This window comes from Corynebacterium marquesiae (assembly GCF_030229635.1).
Taxonomy (GTDB): domain Bacteria; phylum Actinomycetota; class Actinomycetes; order Mycobacteriales; family Mycobacteriaceae; genus Corynebacterium; species Corynebacterium marquesiae.
The window spans coordinates 1-19,329 of sequence record NZ_JASPII010000012.1 but is presented as its reverse complement, the minus strand read 5'-3'; the positions used below and the strand labels follow the sequence as shown (position 1 = coordinate 19,329).

At 57.2% G+C, this 19,329-nt stretch carries 17 protein-coding genes and 2 pseudogenes; 12 read left to right on the top strand and 7 right to left on the bottom strand.

Annotated features, from left to right (window positions below):
* Positions 1–53: 53 nt before the first annotated feature.
* Entirely contained in the window at positions 54–1,265 is a 1,212-nt protein-coding gene (locus QP971_RS08565; protein WP_284787930.1) for a dicarboxylate/amino acid:cation symporter, read from the bottom strand.
* A gap of 191 nt (positions 1,266–1,456) precedes the next feature.
* Between QP971_RS08565 and QP971_RS08560 the strand changes: the two genes are divergently transcribed.
* The 5 genes from QP971_RS08560 (at position 1,457) to QP971_RS08540 (ending at position 4,328) form a co-directional block, all read left to right on the top strand.
* Positions 1,457–1,927, top strand: coding sequence for an SdpI family protein (locus QP971_RS08560; protein WP_284787928.1), 471 nt, complete (start codon positions 1,457–1,459; stop codon positions 1,925–1,927).
* Between the two features lie 337 nt (positions 1,928–2,264).
* Positions 2,265–2,486, top strand: coding sequence for a hypothetical protein (locus QP971_RS08555; protein ID WP_284787927.1), 222 nt, complete (start codon positions 2,265–2,267; stop codon positions 2,484–2,486).
* Positions 2,487–2,571: 85 nt separating this feature from the next.
* Positions 2,572–2,937 (top strand): Rieske (2Fe-2S) protein, encoded by a 366-nt coding sequence (locus QP971_RS08550; RefSeq protein ID WP_284787925.1) that lies wholly within the window; start codon positions 2,572–2,574, stop codon positions 2,935–2,937.
* Between the two features lie 101 nt (positions 2,938–3,038).
* Positions 3,039–4,004, top strand: a complete 966-nt coding sequence (locus QP971_RS08545) for a bile acid:sodium symporter family protein (RefSeq protein ID WP_284811401.1) — start codon at positions 3,039–3,041, stop codon at positions 4,002–4,004.
* 15 nt (positions 4,005–4,019) lie between these two features.
* A complete protein-coding gene (locus tag QP971_RS08540; protein WP_239274576.1) occupies positions 4,020–4,328 on the top strand; it encodes a hypothetical protein in 309 nt (102 codons plus the stop codon).
* Positions 4,329–4,340: 12 nt separating this feature from the next.
* On the opposite strand, the gene QP971_RS08535 is transcribed toward QP971_RS08540, so the two are convergent.
* From QP971_RS08535 to QP971_RS08520, 4 genes are read right to left on the bottom strand one after another with little or no spacing between them, the layout of a single operon-like run.
* Positions 4,341–4,673 carry a branched-chain amino acid transporter permease gene (locus QP971_RS08535; RefSeq protein WP_239274575.1) on the bottom strand — a complete coding sequence of 111 codons (333 nt, stop codon included), beginning with the start codon at positions 4,671–4,673 and terminating at the stop codon, positions 4,341–4,343.
* A complete protein-coding gene (locus QP971_RS08530; protein ID WP_284787920.1) occupies positions 4,674–5,402 on the bottom strand; it encodes an AzlC family ABC transporter permease in 729 nt (242 codons plus the stop codon).
* 39 nt (positions 5,403–5,441) lie between these two features.
* Positions 5,442–6,038 (bottom strand): YqgE/AlgH family protein, encoded by a 597-nt coding sequence (locus tag QP971_RS08525; RefSeq protein WP_239230176.1) that lies wholly within the window; start codon positions 6,036–6,038, stop codon positions 5,442–5,444.
* Positions 6,038–7,474, bottom strand: a complete 1,437-nt coding sequence (locus tag QP971_RS08520) for a CCA tRNA nucleotidyltransferase (protein WP_284811403.1) — start codon at positions 7,472–7,474, stop codon at positions 6,038–6,040. Before QP971_RS08520 ends, QP971_RS08525 begins: the two co-directional genes overlap by 1 nt.
* Before the next feature lie 178 nt (positions 7,475–7,652).
* On the opposite strand from QP971_RS08520, the pseudogene QP971_RS08515 reads away from it, so the two are divergent.
* The 5 genes and pseudogenes from QP971_RS08515 to QP971_RS08495 form a co-directional block, all read left to right on the top strand.
* Positions 7,653–8,156 (top strand): annotated as a pseudogene (locus tag QP971_RS08515) (NUDIX hydrolase); the annotation flags it as partial.
* Positions 8,156–10,351: a DUF6049 family protein gene (locus QP971_RS08510; protein WP_284811405.1), complete on the top strand. Its 2,196-nt coding sequence runs from the start codon at positions 8,156–8,158 to the stop codon at positions 10,349–10,351. The pseudogene QP971_RS08515 and the gene QP971_RS08510, both read left to right, overlap by 1 nt.
* An 18-nt stretch (positions 10,352–10,369) precedes the next feature.
* Positions 10,370–13,798: a murein biosynthesis integral membrane protein MurJ gene (murJ, locus tag QP971_RS08505; protein ID WP_284811407.1), complete on the top strand. Its 3,429-nt coding sequence runs from the start codon at positions 10,370–10,372 to the stop codon at positions 13,796–13,798.
* 183 nt (positions 13,799–13,981) lie between these two features.
* Positions 13,982–14,515, top strand: coding sequence for a YceI family protein (locus QP971_RS08500; protein ID WP_284767160.1), 534 nt, complete (start codon positions 13,982–13,984; stop codon positions 14,513–14,515).
* A gap of 466 nt (positions 14,516–14,981) precedes the next feature.
* Positions 14,982–15,467: a hypothetical protein gene (locus tag QP971_RS08495; RefSeq protein ID WP_248099349.1), complete on the top strand. Its 486-nt coding sequence runs from the start codon at positions 14,982–14,984 to the stop codon at positions 15,465–15,467.
* A 189-nt stretch (positions 15,468–15,656) separates the two neighbouring features.
* Here the strand turns inward: QP971_RS08495 and QP971_RS08490 are convergent.
* A pseudogene (locus QP971_RS08490) lies at positions 15,657–16,366 on the bottom strand (IS6 family transposase).
* Positions 16,367–17,108: 742 nt separating this feature from the next.
* Between QP971_RS08490 and cmtR the strand changes: the two are divergent.
* The gene (gene cmtR, locus QP971_RS08485; protein WP_003849933.1) at positions 17,109–17,468 is read left to right on the top strand and encodes a Cd(II)/Pb(II)-sensing metalloregulatory transcriptional regulator CmtR; all 360 of its coding nucleotides are present in this window, start codon (positions 17,109–17,111) and stop codon (positions 17,466–17,468) included.
* Positions 17,465–18,064: a cadmium resistance transporter gene (locus QP971_RS08480; RefSeq protein ID WP_049361033.1), complete on the top strand. Its 600-nt coding sequence runs from the start codon at positions 17,465–17,467 to the stop codon at positions 18,062–18,064. Before cmtR ends, QP971_RS08480 begins: the two co-directional genes overlap by 4 nt.
* A 754-nt stretch (positions 18,065–18,818) precedes the next feature.
* Here the strand turns inward: QP971_RS08480 and QP971_RS08475 are convergent.
* Positions 18,819–19,250, bottom strand: coding sequence for an ASCH domain-containing protein (locus QP971_RS08475; RefSeq protein WP_284811410.1), 432 nt, complete (start codon positions 19,248–19,250; stop codon positions 18,819–18,821).
* Positions 19,251–19,329 lie beyond the last annotated feature (79 nt).

Below are 19,329 nucleotides of genomic sequence, written 5' to 3'. Positions count from 1 at the left end.
GAAGAACCCTCCTCAGCTCTCGGCAGCTGAGGAGGGTTCCCTATAAAAAGCCTCTACGCGGTTGCTTCCGCTGATTCCTCTTCGGTGTGGTCCTTCTTGGAGCCCGCGAACTTGTCCACGATCATCGCAATGGCGCCGTCGCCAGTAACGTTGGCAGCTGTGCCGACCGAGTCAATGGCGATGTAGGCCGCGATCATCAGCGCCACCATGCCATCGTCAAAGCCCATCATATCCGCCAGTAGTCCAGCTGCGACCATAACCGCGCCGCCAGGCACACCTGGTGCCGCAATCATCATGATTCCCAACAGGAAGATGAAACCAAGGCCGGTGCTCGTACTAATATCCAGGTTCGCCATGTACACAATCGCAAAGGCATAGAGCGTCAGCTTAATCATGGAACCAGAGAGGTGAATGGTCGCACACAACGGGATAACGAAGCTTGCCACTGGCTTCGAAATGCCGTTCTTCAAAGTGGACTCCATAGACACCGGGATGGTGGCGGCAGAAGAGGAGGTTCCCAGTGCGGTGAAATATGCCGGCACCATATTGCGCAGTGCTTTGAAAGGATTCTTGCCGGTAATTACACCCGCGATAATGTACTGGAGCACCAGATAGACCAGAGTCATAACAACCGCCAGGATCAGGACCTTCGCGAAGGCCGAAAGCACTGAGCCCAAATTGCCATTCATGCCCAAGCCCAAGAACATTCCGAAGATATAGAAGGGCAGAATTGGCACTACAAAGCCCCAAATGACCTTGACTACTACGCTCTCCAATTCCTTTGTAACCGCATACAAGGTATCGGACTTCACTGTAGTCATCGCTACACCGATGCAGAATGACAACAAGAGAGCCGTCATGACCTCAAAAGGCGGCGCCATTTCCACCTCGAAGTACGGAGTGAGTGCCCCCTCATCAATATCGGAGACATTTGTAATCAGATCCTGACCACTGAGCATGGTGGGGTAGAGCCAGTGCGCAAGTACGTAGGCAAGAAGACCCGCAACAATCGTTGAGCCGTAGGCAATACCTGCAGTAACACCCAGCCATTTTCCGGCTCCCCGTCCCAGACCAGCAATCGACGGGGCGATAAGCGCGAAGATGAGGACCGGAATAAAGAAATTGAGGAAGTTACTAAAGAGTCCATTGAAGGTGGCGAACACGCGGCCAAACCATTCGGGCGCGAATTGGCTCACCACCACGCCAAGGATGATGGCGACGATGATGCGGAACAACAGAGATTCCGAGAGTTTCTTGAGATTCATGTACTTACAATCAAATCGGGTGTTTCGCCCCTTGGTAAAAGTTCCAGAGTGAAACAGCGCGGTACAGAGGCAACGGCCGCTTCAATATCTATCGATCGACCTTAAAGGCATACTACCCGACAGAAGACCTAGCCATTACACTCACCCCAGCCACGATTTTTATCTTGGCGCTACAAGGTTAAACTAAGTACATGATCGCTGTGGGAATCATCTTTTTAATCCTCGCCGTCTTCTTCATCATCGTGGGAGCCTTGGCCTCGACCAAGCGCCTGCCTGGAAATAGTTATATCGGTTTACGCCTGCAGGAAATTCGCAAGTCCCGTGAAGCATGGGACAATGCCCATCGCGTCGCCGGACCATTCTGGATCCTTAGCGGCGTCTGCTTAGTCTTCGGCGGCATCGTCGCGCTCCGCGCTGAGGGCTGGATGTGGCTTATCCCAGTTCTTACCTTTGTGGCCGCAGTTCTAGCCCTCTCCATCGGTTCCAACCTCGGCTCACGTGCCGCGTTCCTCTACGAACAAGCACACACAGACGAGGAGGGTTGCGGAGACTCCTGTAATTGTGGTTCCGACGGTTGCGGTGGGGAAGAGGCCGCCGCAGCACCCGCCCCCCAGGTTGATGTCGACGCGCTCCGTCACGCCGCTCGCGAATCCGACAGGTAGCCACGCACTGCTGCGCAACTAACCCCTTCTGGAAAAGAATTACATTCCATCCAGAAGGGGAATTTTTGTAGCTATGCCTTTCGTACTGAATTATCGCTACACACTTTGTTCTAGTCACAGTGACGTTAATAGTTGGATCAGTTGCTTATTCTGTTTTAGTAACAGCCGATATTATAGTTCAGCATATCTTCTGGCCCAACCCATACTTGACTGCACCTACAGTAGGTCCATCGTCCCATTCTGGTTCCTGCGAAGGAGGGTAGAGGTTGCGTAAAACTGCCATGGAACCCCAGCGGCTAAGGACGTAATCAGTACCCTAAAGGGCAGAATGTAGTCCATGAAGAAAAGTACCGCCCTGGCGGCCATCGCCGCTTCAACTTTTGTTATCAGCGCTTACGCTGAGCAAGACCACAAGGCAACGACGTCCGTAGCAGAAGCACACGAACAACAAACTGCCGAGAGCATCGTAGATGATTTAGGAATTGACTCCGGCACCTATGAACTTGTCGCTACCTCCAGTGGCTCTCCGGAAACGTGGGAGGGGCTCCTAGCTGACTAACTTCAGAGTTTCACGTGAAACTTTGATTTCACCCGAGCGAACGGGAACGGCACAACACGCAAGACCGACAAGCTAGAGTAGAGGCATGATTAAGTGCTCCCGTCGAATGTTCTTGCTTGGAACCGCCACTACATTTGCAGGCGCCTACGCCGCGGCCTGTGGCTCCTCTCCGTCCGCAGAAATAGCGGCGACCGAGATTCCGATTGGCTCCGCTAAGATTGTCGATGGCGTGATCTTCACCCAGCCCAAGGAAGGCGAGTTTAAGGCCTACTCCCAGACCTGCCCCCACCAGCGCAATCCCATCACCGAGATCGATGGCATGACGGCAACCTGCACGGCACACAACACCTCCTACAATCTCAGCGATGGAAGCGTAATCTCCGGCCCGGGGCGCGATCCATTGGAAGAATACGAAGTTAAACAAGACGGCTCTAACGTCACTACGGTCTAAAGTATATCTTCCGTGTGGTTTCACGTGAAACTACACGGGTTGTGTTTTCTTGGCTCGAGTATCTGCAGCATGTGAAGACGAATCGGGTTTAAACTCTTAGCATGCTGCAGCGTTTGAAGAAGCCCGACCCGCTTATTGTCCTCATTATCCTGGCGGTCATCATTGCGATAATCGCACCAGCCCGCGGGAACTTCGCCGACATATTCGGCCAATTAACAAACGTAGCCATCGCGCTACTTTTCTTTTTGTATGGCGCGAGGCTTCCCACTCAAGAAGCCCTCAACGGACTAAAACACTGGCGGCTACACCTCACAATTCTCGCCTTTACCTTTGTCTTTTACCCGCTAATAGGCATAGCACTGCGGCCACTCACCGCTGTCATATCGCACGACATGTACTTAGGTATCTTATTCCTCACGCTGGTTCCATCCACGGTGCAGTCTTCGGTTGCCTTCACCTCAATCGCGAAAGGAAACGTGGCGGGCGCGATCGTATCGGCTTCCGCCTCAAACTTGGTGGGAGTAATCATCACTCCATTGCTCGTCATGCTCCTGATGGGAACTGGGGGAGAAGTTCACATCGATACGTCAGTATTCAGCGAAATCGCCCTTCTATTGTTGGCGCCATTTGTTTTAGGTCAACTTACTCGGCGTTGGGCGGGGAAGGTTGCGCAAAGCAAGGCCACTAAAATCGTGGACCGCGGCTCAATCGCGATGGTGGTATATTCCGCTTTTTCTAAGGGTGTGGTGGACGGAATTTGGTCCTCTATTTCCCTGTGGGATCTGGCTTTCCTAGTTGTGTTCGCTGCTGCCTTCGTCGCCTTCATGCTGTGGCTCACCAGAAAGGCAAGCCAAAAGATGGGATTCAATCGCGCCGACACCATTGCAATCGAGTTCTGTGGATCGAAAAAGTCTTTAGCCACGGGACTACCCATGGCGTCGGTCATCTTCGCTTCTGGCGGCGCATCCCTTGGCCTACTCATCCTCCCGTTGATGATTTATCACCAGGTTCAGCTGATGATGTGCTCGTGGCTAGCGGCCCGCTACGCACAGCGCCCCAGCACGTAACTAAACTTAAGTGCCATGAGAAATTACCTATACGTACGAACCGAACTGAATGTACCCGGAGTGGGCTCAGCGATCCACATAGCGGAAATGGAAGAGCGCGATGCAAGCAGCTGCCGCATGGTGCGCATGATTGCACTGGATCCCTCGGATGCCATCGTCGGGGTAGCGACACCAACTAGTTCCACGGGAAACGTAGATCAGCCGCAAGAGGTTGTCCCTCACCCGGATACCTATGATGATTTTCCGGACATTCGCGCGCAGTACGTGGACCAGTCTCGGTTCGATGCCCTGTGGTCCGAAGCCACCGCCAAGTTCGGCCTATAAGAGTCGCAAGGGCTAAAAGACTACGTTGACGAGGAGCATATAGAAGGCGGTTCCGCCGAAAATGGACAGCGCTGAGTCTCGCTTCCACAGGTGAAGCAGGAAGGTGACCACCACGCCAAGGAGAGCCGCCCAGATACCACCGGGGGCGCCGGCCTGCCCGTGGACGGTATACACCACCAAGATGGTCATTACGCCGACAGGCATCATCATGCCGAGTAAAGAAAAGAACTGACTATCCTTCATCCATTTCACAAAGGAGAAAGGAAGTTGGCGAAGTACAACGGTAATGAGGCCGATGGGAACTAGGACGGCCGCGATGGAAGCAAGGGCAACTCCAGCGGGCATCTAGCACTCCTCCCGGAATCGCGTCAGGTCGCCTCGCCTACGCAAGCTGAAAGCGGCATCAACGCGTGGGGAGAGGTACCGAATAATGAGCAGGATGAAGTAGACGCTGAGAGCCACCATAAGGAGTTGTCCGGGGGCAAAGGCGGCCACGAGGATCCCCACCATCGCCGCGCTCAAAGGCAAAGAGAAGTCCTGGTTATTGCGGAAGGAATCCATCGCCAGCACGACGAAGAGCGCCACCAGGGCGAATTCCATGCCCTGCACGGTAGAGGGAATCACCTGGCCGGCGAGAGCACCGACAATGCCACTACCTACCCACAGGGCCTGACAAAAAATTTGGATGGTGAGGATCCGGGCCCCGGTCGGACGATCATCGGTGGGGAGGGAGGAGACGATGGCATAGGTTTCGTCGGTAAGCGCGTAGGTGGAATAAGCCCTGCCCAGGCGCGAGTGAATGCGGTGGCGAGGAAAAGTGAGACCATAGAAAATATGCCGGAAGTTCACCATGAAACCGGTGACTAGGGAAGCCACGGCGGTGGCGCCGCCGGTGACCATGGAAATGGCGAGGAACTCCATCGAGCCGGCGTAGATGACGGTGGAGAAAATAGGCGTCCACCACCAACTGAAGCCGGATTGGACCATGAGCAGGCCGAAGGCTAGGCCAAGGGGAATGAGGCCGATGGCGGCGGCCCAGGTATCCCGCACACCTTGTGCAATATCCTCACGCATGCGGGCTAGTGTAGCCCACTGCCTGCAGAGCGATAGGAATTAATTGTCTTCCACGTTAACAGGATAGGTGGAGTACAAGGGCAATGGCATGGGTTGACGCTTCATAACATCGGACCAGAGGTCGGCCGGGCCCGGCGTAATAACGTCTTGGGCGAGGGCAGGGGAGACGAACCATTCGCCGGCCTCGATTTCCTCCTCGAGCTGGCCTGGGCCCCACTCGGCGTAGCCGGCAAACATGCGCATGCCCGAGACTAAGGGCTCTATCTCTTCTGGGTCGGCACGCAGGTCCACATGCGCGAGGCGCGGGGCGAGGCGGGTGAGTCGGTCATGCTTGTCCGGATCGACGCCCTGGTTGGTCTGCGCGAGCCCTACGACGGATTGCTGATTGAGCGGGCCACCAATATACAGCGCCTGCGGCTTGGCCACGACGGGAAGCCATTCCGGCAGCACATTGAAAATCGCCACCTCGGAGCGCTTGGTCAGATCCACGCCGAAGGTCATCATGTCATTGTGCTCAATGACGAGAATGACGGAACGGGCGAATTCCGGCGAAAGCATGCCCGGAGCGGAGATGAGCAGCTGGCCAGGGGCAGGGTCATTGCGCTCGAGGGCGTTGAATAATCTATCGGCAAACATCACTGTTTAGAATCCCACCACTCGCGCAACTTCGCAATCGCGTCCTCGCGCTCGAGGGGACCATGCTCGAGGCGCAGCTCCTTGAGATAGGACCACGCCTGGCCCACCTCTGGGCCGGGCTGGATCCCTAAGATCTCCATGATCTCGTTGCCGTTGAGGTCTGGACGCACGCGGGCCAGGTCCTCCTTACGGCCGATCTCTTCGATACGCTCCTCGAGCTGATCGTAGGTGCGCTGGAGGCGACGGGCCTTCTTGGCATTGCGGGTAGTGCAATCGGCGCGCACCAGCTTGTGCAATCGGGGAAGGAGATCGCCGGCATCAGTGACATAGCGGCGCACGGCAGAATCCGTCCACTGATTTTCCCCAAACCCATGGAAGCGCATATGCAAATAGACCAGCTGGCCGATGGACTCCGTGGTGGCCTTGGGATACTTCAACTTCCGCAGTCGCTTGCGGGCGAGCTTGGCGCCCACCACCTCGTGGTGGTGGAAGGAGACCTTGCCATCGGTGTTATCAAAGGTATCCGGCTTGCCAATATCATGTAGTAGCGCCGCCCAGCGCAGGACGAGGTCTGGACCATCTTCCTCTTGATCCATGGCCTGGCTTAGCACCTTGAGCGAGTGGGCATAGACGTCCTTGTGCTGCGCGTGTTCGTCCGCGGTCATGCGTAGCGCGGGGATCTCCGGGAAGATATAGTCCGCGATTCCCGTAGATACCAGTAGATCAATGCCATCCCACGGGGCCGTGCCGCAGATGAGCTTATCCAGCTCCACCTGCACGCGCTCCACGGTGATGCGCTGGATCTCGCCAGCCATATCCCGCATGGCTTCCACGACGCGATCGGCCACGCGAAATTCTAGCTGGGAGGCAAACCGAGCTGCACGCAGCATGCGAAGCGGATCATCGTGGAAGGAGATCTCCGGCTTATCCGGGGTATCGAGAACCCGGTCAGCTATGTCTTGGAGGCCGTGGAGGGGATCGTGGAACTTAAAGGAGGCGTCGGCAAGCAGCTCAATGGCCATCGCATTGGCCTTGAAGTCGCGCCGGACAAGATCGCCTTCCAAGGTGTCACCGTAAACCACCTCAGGATTGCGGGACTGGCCGTCATAAGAATCGGAGCGGAAGGTAGTGATCTCAATCTGCTGGCCCTTATAGGCCGCGGAGACGGTACCGAAGTCTATGCCGGTATCCCACACGGTTTCGGCCCACTCATCGAGGATCTCCTTGACCACCTCGGGGCGGGCCGGGGTAGTAAAGTCCAGGTCATTTCCCAAGCGACCCAAAAGCGCATCGCGCACAGAGCCGCCCACGAGGTAAAGCGAGTAACCGCGCGCGGCAAATTTCTCCACCAGTCCGCCCAGCAGGCTACTGAGGGAGGAGACGGTGGATTCCGCGCGGGCAAGAACGCCGATTAGCTGAGTGTCCTGAAAATTCACGGGTGAGAGTCTACTACGATTGGCAGGGATGACTAACCAAGAACAGGGCCCCTCCAAGGGAGGCGGCCGCAACCGCAACCGGTCTCGGCGCAGGCGGCGCCGCCGGCCGGATAATCGCGCGCGCCGCACCACTCAGCAGCGCAAGCCCTACCGCGGTGGCAATGGCCAATCCACTGCCATGGAAACCCGCGATGAAACCTCCGCGGGCGGCCTCGTTGTCTCCGGCTTGGCGGAGTGCGTCGATGCCAATGGCAATGTCGACCTTTCTCGGCTCTATGTGGCGCTCATCGGCCGCCTCGACCGCCGCGGACGCCTGCTGTGGTCCATGCCCAAGGGCCACGTGGAAAATGGCGAGGCCAAGGAGGTCACCGCTGAACGCGAGGTATGGGAAGAAACCGGCATTTCTGGTGAGGTTTTTGCGGACCTCGGCATGATTGATTACTGGTTCGTCTCTGATGGCGTGCGCATCCATAAGACCGTGCACCACCACTTGCTGCGTTTTGTAGACGGCATTATGAACGATGAGGATCCAGAGGTCACCGAGGTCTCGTGGATCCCCGTCTCTGAACTCATCGAGCACTTGGCTTACGCCGATGAGCGCAAGCTGGCGCGCATCGCGCATGATCTCCTCCCCGATCTCGCACGAAAGGAAGCCGCCGCGGGGAAAGTGACCCCACGGTAATGCGCCAACGCCTGAAATCTTGGGCCGCCATGGGCGGGTGCCTGGCGGTAGCGGGGTGGGGGTTGTGCCTGCCGCTGCCAGAGGCCGCCGCGCAGATGGATTCGGCTGCGGAAAAACAGCAGGATATCCAGGCATGGTTGGGCGCGCGCGGGCCGGAGCGGGCCACTCTCGACCTCATTGCGGCCGAACCCTTCGCAGTGGGCAAGGAACTGAAGCTTACCTTCCGCGTGCACAATCCCACCGATGAAGCCATGGAGGATCTCCAGCTCACCAGCCGCCGTGGCGATGCCGTCGAGGATACCGCGCAGGCCCGCACACAGCTGGCCACCGGCGAATTCCCGTATTACGGACCCAGCACGACCACCGCACCCCTGCAGCCCGGCGAATCCCGAGAGATCACCTTTCAGGTACCCACCTCCTTACATGGCGAGCAGACCCTAGCCATCGAAGACCCCGGCGCCTATCCACTGCTATTTACCCTCACCGGCACTGTTGGCGGCGAGGCGGTCAGCTTTGCGGAAGAACGCCTAATAGGCCAGGTACAGGGAAAGAAGCAGGCGCTTGGCGATGCCCCCTCGGATCCCAAGCCCCACGACCTCACCGTGGTCTATCCCATCAGCGCCGATATTGACGCGGTGCCAGGCGGGACTGGGGGAGAGGAGCTCATTCTCACCTCTGATGAGCTAGCCGATGAACTGGCCGAGGGCGGTCGACTCGACCGCTTGTTAAGCACCTACGCCGACCACGATCTGCGGGGAGCAGGCTGCGTAGCCATCGATCCCGCACTTTTAGATACGGTCAACCGCATGGCGGAGGGCTATAAGGTGGGTTCGGACCGCCCGGCTCAGGCGGAGCGTCCTAAGCGCCTGCGTGATTCGTGGTTCAATAATAATGACGATGTGCACCTTGAACCCGGCACTGGCAAAGAAGACGCCGCCCGCTGGCTCAAGCGCCTTCGGGAACTCGATTGTTTTATGTCTATGCCGTGGGCAAACGCTAATGCCTCGTCCGTAGCCAAGGCGAATAATCCCTTCCTTACCTACGAAGGACTGCAGCGCGGCAATCACACCATCGAGCGAATTCTCGGCACCAAGCCGGCCACTACCGTGCTCGCGGTGGGCTCCGGCTACGTAGACCAGCAGCTCCCCCTGCCCGCGTTGGTGGCTGATAATACCTCGTGGCCTGGCCACGCCGTGACTTTCGACGCCTCCCTGGGCGCCCTATTGGCCCAAACCGGCTCCAAGCCACAGACGGTGGGCTATTCCAACCCGGAGCTGCGCTACGACTACTCGCTCGATTCCGAACTTTCCCGCGCCATCACCGGCGGTGCTGCCTTGAGCTTGGCCGCTAGCGATGACACCGTGGCGCGTTTGCCCAATTATCTGGATCCCAGCGCCGCCGAATACGCGCTTGACTCCGCCGAAGCGCTTATCAATTCCGGCCAGTCCCATCCGCGTACCGTCGGCAGCCTCAAGAAAAAGACCGCCGCTCCGAGGTCACTGCCTGGCAGTCCCTTTAGTGATCCCGCCGCCTTCGCCGAATCCGATATCGTCCGCGTGGAGCAGCAGGCCCGCTATACCGATGAGCTGATGAATATCATGGTCGATGATCCAGATATCGCACTGACTCCGTATGAATTCGTCCTGCCTTTGCGCCGGGATCTGCTAGCCGCGCTCTCGCTGACCAACCGCGACAGCTTGGGCAGCAATGCTGAAGCGCGGCGAAGGTTCACGCACACCACGGATGTGCATTCGAATACATTGCGGGATCTGCGATCTTCTGTGGCGCTTATCCCACCGGGCAATGTTTATACCCGCGTATCCGAGTCATCGCCACTGCTCATCGTGGCAGAAAATGGCCTGCCACTCCCGGTGGAGGCCAAGCTGCAATACGACGCCCCCGATGGCGCGCGCCTCAACACACCCAAGAGTGTCCGTATTCCGGCCAAGGGCTCTATTACTGTATCCATGACCGCCGATATGCCTAAGGACGCCGATCGCACGGACATTGGCCTGTGGCTTGCTACCCCAGAAAAGCAAACCATCTCCGAGCCCATCAATATCGCTGTGCAAACGCGTGCCGGTATCGTAAGTGTGTATGGCGTCGGCATAGCCGGCGCCCTTGCGCTGGTCTTAGCCACGCTCTTCCGGCTAGGCCGCCATCGGCGCAAAAAATCACAAAGGCTTAAAAAGTAAGTTGAAGTTGTATCCTCTATGACTGATAAGACTGGCCGCGAGGCCGAACACGTGGAGAAGTCACCTGCGGGTGTAGTTGAGCCGAAGGATGCCGCCGTGCCGGCAGAGCACCCCGCCCCGGCGGGTGCCCGCGGCCGCATCGTCCAGGCCTCTCCTCCCGCTCCGGTACCCGAAAAGCGCCCCACCCCAGCGGTGAAGGACACCACCGTTCCTCCCGAGGAGGATAAGTCCGCGCTCACTGGACGCAACGCGGACAATGAATCATCCAATCAGGATGTCATCCGCGCAACAGGCACGATGGCCATCGCGACGCTGCTATCCCGCATCACCGGCTTCTTGCGCCAGATGCTCATCGGCGCCACGCTCGGCGCAACGGTGGGAACTGCGTTTAGTAGCGCCAACCAGATCCCCAACCTCGTCACCGAGATCGTTTTGGGTGCGGTGCTGACCTCTCTGGTCGTGCCCGTCCTCGTGCGGGCCGAAAAGGAAGACACGGACCGCGGTGAAACCTTTGTCCGGCGGCTATTTACCCTGGCCTTTTCCATCCTGGGCATAGTTACCATCGCCTCCGTAGTACTCGCTCCCTTCTTAACCAGGATGATGCTGCCGGAAGATTCCAAGGCCAATGCCGTGCAGGCAACGTCCTTGGCCTTTTTACTGCTGCCACAGATCCTTTTCTACGGCCTCTTCGCCCTCTTCCAGGCCGTCCTCAATACCAAGAATGTCTTTGGTCCGGGCGCCTGGGCGCCGGTAATCAATAACGTCATCTCCATTAGCGTGCTGCTGGCTTATCGCATCCTGCCAGGCGAGCTCGACCCGCATGATCCCACGCCGGTGGCCGATCCACACGTCATGCTACTGGGTTTGGGCACCACCACGGCGGTGATGGTGCAGTGCCTCATCCTATTGCCGTATCTGAAAAAGGCCGGCATTAACCTGCGCCCCAAATGGGGCTTGGATGCGCGCATCAAGCAATTCGGTGGCATGGCACTGGCCATTATTACCTACGTAGCCATCTCCCAGTTGGGCTACGTAATCACCTCTCGCGTGGCCGCATACGCGGATGCGGGCGCTCCGCTGGTCTATCAGAATGCCTGGCTCATGCTGCAGGTGCCTTATGGCGTTATCGGCGTGACGCTCCTGACGGCGATTATGCCTCGCCTGTCCCGCAACGCCGCCGACGGCGATGTAGATGCCGTGGTCCGCGATCTCACCCTGGGCTCCAAGCTGACTTTCATCGCACTTATCCCCATCGTCATCTTCATGACCGGCTTCGGCGTTCCTATCGCCCGTGCCCTCTTCCAATACGGTGCCTACGGCGCCGAGAGCGCCGAGCAGCTCGGCCTGACCATCAGCTTCTCCGCCTTCACACTCATCCCGTATGCCTTGGTGCTGCTGCACCTGCGCGTGTTCTATGCCCGCGAGGAAGCCTGGACGCCTACCTTCATCATCGCCGGCATCACGCTGACCAAGATCGTCCTCACGCTCTTGGCACCATTGATGACGTCCAACCCAGACCGCGTGGTGATCCTGCTCGGTACGGCCAATGGCTTTGGCTTCGTCTCCGGTGCGGTCATTGGCGGCTTCCTACTCAAGCGCAAGCTCGGCAGCCTCGGCGGCAAGGCCGTCACCCAAACCGTGCTGTGGGCTTCCGGTTCCGGCCTAGTGGGCTTGGTCGTCTCCTGGGTGCTGTACTGGGGCGTGAATTACCTCCTCCCGGAGAATCTGCCGTCCATCGTCTCGCTGATCAAGGTCGCGGTGCTCGGCATCATCTTCCTCATCGCCACCGGCTTGGTGCTGTCCAAGTCCTCCTTGCCGGAGGTCCAGAACCTGGCCCGCGCCCTGCAGCGCATCCCGGGCATGTCCCGCTTCATCAAGGTCGATTCTTCCAAGGCCATCGAGTTGGAAGAGCCCGACGTGCCGGAAATTCAACCGGTATTCTCCCAGGACGCCTTCAACGCCACCCTGGTACCGCCGCCGATGTCCGCCGGTATCGTCCGCGGACCACGACTCGTGCCGGGTGCCCCGGTATCGGATGGTCGCTTCCGCCTGCTCCAAGATCACGGTGCGGTTACTGGTGCGCAGTTCTGGCAGGCGCGCGAACAGTCCACCGGCCGACTGGTCGCCTTGACGTTCGTCGATACCAATAGTCTGGCGCCGATTGCGCCATCGACACCGGGAGTTGCCGCCCGCCGCTCCGCAGAGATTTCGCGCAATACCCGCCGCCTTGCCGAGCTGGAGCTCGATACCGTGGCGGATAATATCCAAGTTCTGTCTTATCGCACTGGCTGCCTGGTAGTGGCGGATTGGTTTGAGGGCACCTCCCTTAAGCAGGTGGCTGAGGCCGATAACCTCGATCCCCATTCCGTGGCTCGTGCTACTGCACCGCTATTTGCTGACGCCGCCGCTGCCCACGATGCCGGCCTCATCCTCGGAGTGGAACATCGCGACCGTTTCCGCGTTTCTACCGACGGTGTGGTCAAGGTTGCCTTCCCCGCCGTGCTGGACGGCACCTCCGCGGGCACCGACCGCGAGGCTTTGAGCTCCGCCCTCGAGCTGCTGGTGGAGTCCACGGAACCTTCGCCAAAGAAGCTGCGCGATATTTCTGAAGATGCCAACCTTCCCGCGGACGAGGCCGCTCAGCGCGTTGAAGATGCGCACTACGCGCTCGATAGTGCCGACGAAGACAGCCGCGAGGAAAAGATGGAGGAGCTGCAAGAGGCACAGGCGCTAACCTTGGCCGGCATCGCCCAGCGCCTGCGCGACTTCGCACCGGATGAACCAGAAGAAGCACCCGAGGCCCTGCCGGTAAAGGCGGAAGAAGAACCAGCTCAAGAAGATGATCCAGCCCAAGAGCCTGGCTTCGGCGGCCGCGGTTATTCCGGTTCCGGCGTCATCGTCATCGGCATCTTCGCCACCATCTTCGTCGTAGCAATGGCCGCGCTCACCACCTGGATCATGTCCCTGCTCAGCAATGTGGAGGCATCCAACTCGGTCAGCGAGACCATCCACGGCAGCACGGACATTCCGGATACCCCGCCGGTGCGTCTCCAGCCTTCCTCTGCGGTTACCGTCCCTGATAACAAGGACAATGCAGCGCTTATCGACGGCAAAACGGCCACCACTTGGTCCACCGAAGAGGAGGACACCGGCGTCCTCGTCACCTTGGATACGCCAACGCACCTTGCGGTCCTGCCGGTGGTGCAGTCCAACTCCACTGGGGCGAGGTACGCCGTCTATGGCGTAAATCAGGACAGCTTCAATCCGGAGAACCCACAAGCTGGCTCCCTGCACCAACTGGCCAGGGGCAAGTTCGAAAGCGGCAAGGAAGATATCGAGCTGGAGGAAACCACCGAGCAATTCGACGGCCTCCTCCTCATGATCACCGAGCTGCCCAAGTCCGATAAGGCAACCATCGCAGACATTGGTCTCGTCGGGCAGCCTTAGGCACAACCCACACGGCCGAATCGAGGACACGCCCCTCGATTCGGCTTTCTTTTTTAAGATTTTCCGCATTCACACTTCTTTGACCTGCACATTCAAGAATTATTTACTTCACATGTTGACTATTTAGAAGTGGTACGTACACTGTGGGGTGTAACGCAAACAACAGCTTTAGGAGTATTCATCATGTCCCTCGCAGCAGGTACCTACGCACTAGACCCAGCCCACACCGTTATCGGATTCGTCGCCAAGCACGCGATGGTCACCAAGGTTCGCGGTAACTTCGCAGACTTCGAAGGCACCATAACCGTGGCCGAGAACATCGCTGAGTCCAACGCTCAGGCCACCATCCGTACCGCATCCATTTCCACCGGCAACGATGACCGCGATGCACACGTAAAGAACGAGGACTTCTTCGCAGTAGAGCAGTACCCGGAGATCACCTTCAAGGCCACCAACCTCAACGTTGACGAGAATGGCAACGGCACCGTCACTGGTGACCTCACCATTAAGGACACCACCAAGTCCGTCGACCTCGACGTTGAAGACGTTGCTACCGCTGAGGACCCCTTTGGCAATACCCGCTTGGGCTTCGAGGCAACCACCAAGATCAACCGCAGGGACTTCGGCATCGACTTCAACGCTCCGCTGAAGACCGGCGGCGTGCTGGTCTCCGAGGAGATCAAGATTGAGCTCGAGGTCTCTGCTATCAAGCAGTAGACCCATAACCCCAGACACACTAGAAGCATTGAGCTTCCCCAAGCCCGCAGCCACCTTTGGCTGTGGGCTTTTTCTTCATGCGGTATAGCACTCCATTCACTTGGTCAATTCCAAAACAACTTGAAACAACTTTGTTTTATAGTGTTTACTTGCAGGTATCGTCTTATAGACTCGACTAAATTGCATTAGTTATTGTCGAGTTGTTTCAAACAACTCGTGCTACCACGCACCAATTTCAGAGGTAGAGTTAAAAAGTATCCTCGCCGCTCTTGCAGCTATCTCACCAGGAATGACTGGGGATATCCAAGAAGGCCAACTGTTGGATTTCGAAGAGGATCCGGTCAAGCCCATGGAAGTGGTGTATCTGTTCTTTCTGAATCGAGGACAGTGTCAGGAGCGGTGTTAGGGTCCAGCTCATGCTAAACGCAAGATCCCTGGCAAAGGTTAAAGAATAGGACTATGGCCAATGCATATATCTAATATTTATCTCGCCTACGTCAAACGCTTCTTTCTATCCGATCCTGATGGAGCAATCCAGGTTTTTGCAGGTGCCAGTTTTGATGAGCAAGAGATTCTCGAGTGGATTGATAAAGGCAAAAAAGTAGACCATGACATTTGGTACGAGAAAATTCCGATAGAGAACCCTCCCCATTCTCTCAGTTCCCCGAGTGAGGTATTAGTTTATTTCGATGGGTGTTCTTTTAACGAAGGATGGGAACATGATTTCCAGTGGACAGATCCAGTAGGTCGTAGAGCCCTTATCCCCGAAAAGTTTAATGGAGTTGTACGCCCCCAACCTGAGACAGAAGGAGTGCAACGGGAAGACGGATATGTAGGTAATGATTACTATCTGTGGAGAGTTCCTTGCCCATGGAAAAGCCGCTACCTTTTAGCTCCGTTCCAGGAAAAGAGTAATGAGGACATTGACTATGGACGTCCGTTTACGGTTTGAGCGTAATTAAATCGTAAAATCATGATGCAAGAAAAGTGACCTTAACTAGAGCAGTTAGTTAAGGTCACTTTTGTTTGTGCTAATGATTTTCATCAAAAATAAATCCGATAAGGTGCTGTTGCAAAGTTGGGCGGAGAGCCGAGACGACCCAGTTTCTCATTTCCTGATGGCCGCTGCGTGCCGGCGTTCTCAGGCCGTCTCGAAGACCCGGTTGACGATCACCGCGTCCGGATTGGGGTGCCCATAAGCAAACATCGTGCCCTGACCTTTCCGTAATGAATGCATCGCTTCCATCCCTTTCAACGTCCGGTAGGCGGAAATTCGGTTTTTGAACGCCCCCTTCGGTCCCAGGATTCTTTTAAGTCGGCCATGATCTCCCTCGAGAACGTTGTTCAGGTATTTCACCTGCCGGTGCTCCACCGTCTGAGGGCAGATTCCCTCCGCCTTCAGCTCGGATATTGCCTTGGCCAGAGCTGGTGCCTTGTCGGTGTTGATGACCCGCGGGGACCCGGCTGTCGTATTCGATCGCAGCGTCTTGGCCAGGAAACGCTTGGCCGCAGCCACATTCCGTTTTGGTGAGAGGTAGAAATCTAAGGTCTGCCCACCGGCGGTAATAGCCCGGTAGAGATAGCACCACGTGCCGCCGACCCGGATATAGGTCTCATCCACCCGCCAGGACCGGGCCTGCCAGTCGGGTACCTGCCGGTACCAGCGAGTGTGCTTATCCAGCTCAGGGGCGTATTTCTGCACCCAGCGGTAGATCGTGGTGTGATCGACTGGCACACCCCGCTCGGTCATCATTTCTTCGAGGTCGCGGTAGCTCACGCCGTAGCGGCAGTACCACCGCACCGCCCACAGGATGATGTCACGGGGAAATGCCGACCGGAGAAGATGCCCATGGCTCTGATTATTTCACGCCGGTCTTTCTACTGCCCCAACTTTGCAACAGCACCGTTTTGGGTGTCCGCAGCGCGCTTCCCCCGGCGCATAGTCGGACGGAAGGAAAACAAAAAGCCACGACTCCCGCACCCCCGCAGGTGGCTTCTCCCCTAGTGCTTCCAACGACGAGAAGCACTAGGGGAGTTTCCTTTTATTGAGCGCCGTTTTCCTTCGGCCGGCCAGGGGTTTCGTGGAAAGATTGAAGATGTTTCTTGAAAGCCCCGTGACGGACGAGGGGCTTTTATGAAACTTCCTGACCAGATGTATTAGGTCCGCGGCAACACCCCGGTTACACGCAGTTTCGCCTCGGGTTACATAACAGAAGTAAATTTTTGACGTGAGCAGGAGCGCTCCTGAGAACGGGAAGTCAGGAAATCCCGCTTCCGACTCTTCCTGCCTCTCGGCAAGCTCCACGCTCCACGGTGAACGTTCGACAAGTTCGTCAAAGGTGAGCACCTCCGGTGACTTATGGTTCGAGCGGAAACTTTCAACGCTACGGAACTTCGAGCCAATTCGGTTGCCTTCGGCGCGGCACAAATCGCACATGGGCCGATCATCAGAAACGAGCGTGGTTCAGCTGTTTTTGCAACTTTGCCGGAATCTGCGCCATCTCTGCTACTTTCACTGTCTCTTCAGCAGCGCACACAGCTGCACCGCTACCCGGAACTTGACTAGTTCAGCGATGGCTGTATAGTTCAGCGCATGCTGACTATTGCTTCGCGTCTCGACGTGATGAACCGCCTGGGTCGTGCACTGGCCGACCCCACTCGATCCCGGATCATCTTGACCCTGCTCGACCATCCCGCCTACCCGGCGGAACTATCCCGAGATCTGGACCTGACACGCCCGAACGTGTCCAACCACCTGACATGCTTGCGCGATTGTGGGATTGTCGTCTCCGAGCCAGAGGGGCGTCGGACACGATACGAGATCGCCGATCCGCACCTGGCACAGGCACTGACAGCACTGGTCGATGCCACCCTGGCAGTAGACGAAGACGCCCCGTGCATCGATCCCGTCTGCACGCTTCCCGGGTGCTACGCAGCTGGGGAGGACGCATGATCCTCACCTCGGTCTTGCAGGCGATAGGCCTGTTCGCAGCTACCAACATCGACGACATCATCGTGCTCTCCCTCTTCTTCGCGCGAGGGGCAGGCCAGCGCGGCACCACCGCCCGCATTCTGGCCGGCCAGTACCTCGGATTCGCGGGCATCCTCGTCGCCGCGATCCTTGTGACCACCGGCGCCGGAGCATTTCTGCCCCCGGCAGCCATTCCATACTTTGGTCTCATCCCTCTGGGCCTCGGCCTCTGGGCCGCATGGCAGGCCTGGCGCGGAGACGGTGACGACGATGACGAGGCCAAGGTTGCCGGCAAGAAGGTCGGCGTTTGGACAGTCGCAGGCGTCACCTTTGCCAACGGTGGCGACAATATCGGCGTCTACACCCCTGTATTCCTCAGCGTGGAACCTCTCGCAGTAGTCGCCTACTGCGTTATCTTCCTCGCGCTCGTTGCGGTCCTGGTGGCCCTGGCAAAGTTCGTCGCAACCCGCCCCCCGATCGCGGAAGTGCTCGAACGCTTTGAGCACATCCTCTTTCCCATCGTTCTCATCGGCCTCGGTATCGTGATCCTCGTCAGCGGCGGAGCCTTCGGGCTCTGACGTAGCGGCAGCGTTCCAAACGGCCCCGACCGGGCGTTATCGGTGGCTCCTATAACGCCCGGAAGGTCTTTTTGAAGCGCTGTCGGGGCGTGTGAATCTAATCACACAGAGTTTACAGAATCCCAGCAATTAAACTTTCGGCTACCCAATTTCACCCGCGGACGCAATGAGACTAGCACCGACGCTTTCCCCAACGCGCCACCGCTTGCGGCGTAGCCCGACCAAGGCCACCGGCTGGTTCTCAAACGAGGACGAAGCCCGTGGCCTAGAGCTCGTGGTCGAGAGCCGAAATTCGGCCTAAAACCGCGTTTAGCCAAAGAAAAATGACCCCTAGAATCCGCCCCTTCCAGCCGTTCTTTGAGGCTGGTGGCTAAGTCTAGAAGTTCGTCGGGATTATCTGCGGGTCGTTGTTGAGACAGATTTCGTTGTGCTGCGCGCACGAACTTGGCGAGCATGCCGGCGTCGCGGTCCAGTGGGGAAGTGGCAGGCAACTCCGCTTGTATTACCTGTAGGTGCTTGGCGGCACTGTTGGCTGCGTCTAGTGCGTACTCGTAGTCTCCAGTATCCCCGTGCGCTCCAATAAACAAGGCGCACAGGTGCGTGTCCTAGGCTTTTGGTTAGTGAGCTGACACACAGAAAAAACAAGAAATTAGTCGTCGGTTTTGCAGATGTGAAGCACTCCCCTAAGTCACAAACTCTGGTGTAGTTTTACTGCTTCTACAAAAAGGGTAAGTGCGCTTTTAGATTGTTTGAATTACTGGAGTTTGAACTCTACGAGGTCGACTTCGTCATCGGCAGCTAATCCGGGATAGTGAGTATCTAGCGCTTCCTGAAGCTCGGTGAGAGAACCAAAACCGTCATTTCGAGCTTGCTTTTCCGATAATTCACTTCGCTGGGTAGAGACAACGGACGTGACCTGTGCAGGAATGGTGACGACCTCTCCGGATTCTTTCTCGAAGACAATGTGGGCACTTCCTTCATGGAAAGGATCATCTACCCGGATGGTTTGTTGCTTTTCTCCGCTACGAATTGATTCCTCGTAGCCTTCCCACATGTAGATGCGCTGCTCTTGTTCCATATCTCGCCAGTTGAATGCGAATGGCAAGAGTTCTTCTACGGTAGGTGCTTCAAGCCCATTGCTTCCGCGCACGATGCACCGGATGGACGGATCAACATCAAAAAGCACCTTGAAGCGTCCTGGGTTTAGTTCCTACCTCAGCTAAGGAAGGATTGAACTATGCCTAGAAAGTATTCCGTCGAGTTCA

Excerpts from the sequence above, each read along its gene's own strand:
- QP971_RS08565 (WP_284787930.1), bottom strand. The coding sequence starts at position 1,265 with ATGAATCTCAAGAAACTCTCGGAATCTCTGTTGTTCCGCATCATCGTC.
- QP971_RS08560 (WP_284787928.1), top strand. The coding sequence starts at position 1,457 with ATGATCGCTGTGGGAATCATCTTTTTAATCCTCGCCGTCTTCTTCATC.
- QP971_RS08555 (WP_284787927.1), top strand. The coding sequence starts at position 2,265 with ATGAAGAAAAGTACCGCCCTGGCGGCCATCGCCGCTTCAACTTTTGTT.
- QP971_RS08550 (WP_284787925.1), top strand. The coding sequence starts at position 2,572 with ATGATTAAGTGCTCCCGTCGAATGTTCTTGCTTGGAACCGCCACTACA.
- QP971_RS08545 (WP_284811401.1), top strand. The coding sequence starts at position 3,039 with ATGCTGCAGCGTTTGAAGAAGCCCGACCCGCTTATTGTCCTCATTATC.
- QP971_RS08540 (WP_239274576.1), top strand. The coding sequence starts at position 4,020 with ATGAGAAATTACCTATACGTACGAACCGAACTGAATGTACCCGGAGTG.
- QP971_RS08535 (WP_239274575.1), bottom strand. The coding sequence starts at position 4,673 with ATGCCCGCTGGAGTTGCCCTTGCTTCCATCGCGGCCGTCCTAGTTCCC.
- QP971_RS08530 (WP_284787920.1), bottom strand. The coding sequence starts at position 5,402 with ATGCGTGAGGATATTGCACAAGGTGTGCGGGATACCTGGGCCGCCGCC.
- QP971_RS08525 (WP_239230176.1), bottom strand. The coding sequence starts at position 6,038 with ATGTTTGCCGATAGATTATTCAACGCCCTCGAGCGCAATGACCCTGCC.
- QP971_RS08510 (WP_284811405.1), top strand. The coding sequence starts at position 8,156 with ATGCGCCAACGCCTGAAATCTTGGGCCGCCATGGGCGGGTGCCTGGCG.
- murJ (WP_284811407.1), top strand. The coding sequence starts at position 10,370 with ATGACTGATAAGACTGGCCGCGAGGCCGAACACGTGGAGAAGTCACCT.
- QP971_RS08500 (WP_284767160.1), top strand. The coding sequence starts at position 13,982 with ATGTCCCTCGCAGCAGGTACCTACGCACTAGACCCAGCCCACACCGTT.
- QP971_RS08495 (WP_248099349.1), top strand. The coding sequence starts at position 14,982 with ATGCATATATCTAATATTTATCTCGCCTACGTCAAACGCTTCTTTCTA.
- cmtR (WP_003849933.1), top strand. The coding sequence starts at position 17,109 with ATGCTGACTATTGCTTCGCGTCTCGACGTGATGAACCGCCTGGGTCGT.
- QP971_RS08480 (WP_049361033.1), top strand. The coding sequence starts at position 17,465 with ATGATCCTCACCTCGGTCTTGCAGGCGATAGGCCTGTTCGCAGCTACC.